This window comes from Anaeromyxobacter sp. PSR-1 (assembly GCF_000964525.1).
Taxonomy (GTDB): Bacteria; Myxococcota; Myxococcia; order Myxococcales; family Anaeromyxobacteraceae; genus Anaeromyxobacter.
The window spans coordinates 1-2,377 of record NZ_BAZG01000319.1 but is presented as its reverse complement, the minus strand read 5'-3'; the positions used below and the strand labels follow the sequence as shown (position 1 = coordinate 2,377).

Below are 2,377 nucleotides of genomic sequence, written 5' to 3'. Positions count from 1 at the left end.
GGCGAGGCGCTGGGCGGCGCGCCGCCGGTCGCGGCGGGCGCGGTGGCCGGGGCCGTCGCCGCGACGGCCATCGTGTTCGGCCTGGGCCGGATCGGCGGCCGCCTGGTGCCCGAGGCGGCGCTGCTCGTGGGCATCGTGTTCAACGCGTTCGCGGCCGGCGTCATCACCCTGCTCAAGATGCTCGTCCCGCCGGAGCAGGCCGGCCGCCTCATGTACTGGCTGCTCGGCGCGGTCGGCTACGAGGCACCCGGGACGCTGGCGCTCGGCGCCGCCCTGGTGCTGCTGTCGGTGGGCGCGCTGGTGGCGCTCTCGGCGCGGCTCAACCTGCTCACGCTCGGCGACGAGGAGGCGGCGTCGCTCGGGCTCGACGTGCGGCGCGACCGCGCCGCGGTGTTCTTCGCGGCGAGCGCCGCCACCGGCGCGGCGGTGGCGCTGGCCGGGATGGTGGGGTTCGTGGGGCTCATCGTCCCGCACCTGGTCCGGCGGGTGGTCGGCCCGGACCACCGGCTGCTCGTCCCGGCGTCGGCGCTGTTCGGCGCCGCGTTCCTGGTGCTCGCCGACGCGCTGGCGCGCCTCGCGTTCCTCCCGCTCGGCACCGAGCCGCCGGTGGGCGCGGTCACCGCGTTCCTGGGCGGCCCGTTCTTCCTGTGGCTGCTGCGGCGGACCGGGCGCCCCGAGGCGGAGGGCGCGCGATGAGCGGCCCGGCCGCCGGCGCGGGGGCGCCCATGGTGGACGTGCGCGGGGTCACGTTCCGCTACGGCGCCCGCGCGGCGCTCGAGGACGTGTCGTTCTCGGCGCGGGAGGGCGAGTTCGTGGGGCTGCTGGGGCCGAACGGCGCGGGCAAGTCCACGCTGGTCCGGCTCATCGCCGGCCTGGCCGCGCCCGCCCAGGGCACGGTGCGCCTGACCGGGCTCGACCCGGCCGCCGCCCCGCGGCGCGCCGTGGCGCAGGTGTGCGCGCTCGTCCCGCAGGAGCCGCGGCTGACGTGGCCCTTCACCGTACGTGACGCGGTGATGATGGGCCGCGCGCCGCGGCAGGGGCTGCTGGCGGTGCCGTCCCGCTTCGACCACGGCGCGGTGCAGGGCGCGCTGGAGGCGTGCGACCTCGTGCACCTGGCCGGCCGCCGCCTCGACGCGCTCTCCGGCGGCGAGCGGCGCCGCGTGTTCTTCGCCCGCGCCCTCGCGCAGGAGCCGCGGGTGCTGCTGCTCGACGAGCCCACCGCGTTCCTCGACCTCGGTCACCAGGTGGCCGCCATGCGGATGGCCCGCGTGGCCGCGCGCGGCGGGCTGTGCGTGGTGGCGGTGCTGCACGATCTCAACCTGGCCGCCGCCGCGTGCGACCGCCTGGTGGTGCTCTCGCGCGGCCGCGTGGTCGCCGAGGGGGCGCCGGACGAGGTGATCACGGCCGAGCGGGTGCGAGAGGTGTGGGAGGTGCCGGTGTGGCGCGGCGAGAACGGCGTGACGGGCGCGCCGGTGGTGCTGCCGGCCATCGGGCGGGGGGAGTAGGCGCCGGTTCTGATGGGCGGGCGTTCATGGGCTGTGGGGGTGCGGCGGGGTCGGGGGCGGTGCCGTGTGACCGGAACCGCGACGGCGAGATCGGCTCGCGAGAGGCCTGATGTTGGGGCGCGGGGCGCGGGGACGCGTGGGGCGCGCGGGTGAAGCACCCATTTGTCTTGCAGTGAACGCTTGACGTGTTCTCGACGTCGGCCGGATTCCGCAGGCGGGCAGGCGCGAGCGAGGGTCCTCAGCGCGTCTCCCGGGCGGCGGCGCGGCGCGCCAGCGGGAGTCGAGGGGTCGCGGCACCCATGCCGCGTTCGCGCATCCTGAGGCGTTCTCGTGCGTTTGACGGAGCGCGAAATTCGCGTGCGATGCTTCGGGCATGGACATCGCACTCGAGTTCACGAACCGTCTCGTCGCTCTCCTCCGCTCCGAGCGTCACGCCATGTCGGAGTTCCTGGTCGCGCTCGCGGAGTTCGACCGCCGGGCGCTGTGGCGTGAGCGGGGGCACACCTCGCTGTTCTCGTTCCTGCATCGGGAGCTGAAGCTCTCGGCGGGATCGGCGCAACTCCGCAAGACGGCGGCCGACCTCATCCAGCGCTACCCCGCCGTCCAGGAGGCGCTCCGGGATGGAAAACTGTGCCTCTCGTCGGTCTGCGAGCTGGCGAAGGTGGTGACGACGGAGAACTGTGCCGAGATCATGCCGCGGTTCTTCGGTCTCTCGAGCCGCGACGCCGCCGCCGTCGCCGCTTCCATCCGACCGGTCGAGAACCCGCCCCGACGCGAGGTCGTCGTTCCGATCCGGGCCACCGTGCCTGCGGTCATTTCGGTGGCCGACTCACGCGACGCTGCGTCCCGGGAACCCGCACGGGTTGCTTCAC

General features: G+C 75.4%; 3 protein-coding genes. All 3 read left to right on the top strand.

Annotated elements, in window-relative coordinates; genetic code table 11:
- Nucleotides 1-696 (top strand): iron ABC transporter permease (locus tag PSR1_RS22940; RefSeq protein WP_059439606.1); only part of this gene is annotated, 696 nt, incomplete at its 5' end.
- On the top strand, nucleotides 693-1,505 hold the full coding sequence (locus PSR1_RS22935) for an ABC transporter ATP-binding protein (RefSeq protein WP_059439605.1): 813 nt from the start codon (nucleotides 693-695) through the stop codon (nucleotides 1,503-1,505). The genes PSR1_RS22940 and PSR1_RS22935, both read left to right, overlap by 4 nt.
- A 373-nt stretch (nucleotides 1,506-1,878) precedes the next feature.
- A partial coding sequence (locus PSR1_RS22930; RefSeq protein WP_152643430.1) for a DUF222 domain-containing protein occupies nucleotides 1,879-2,377 on the top strand: 499 nt, incomplete at its 3' end.

What these genes read in the sequence shown, in the direction of transcription:
- PSR1_RS22935 (WP_059439605.1), top strand. Translation starts at nt 693, where the DNA reads ATGAGCGGCCCGGCCGCCGGCGCGGGGGCGCCCATGGTGGACGTGCGC.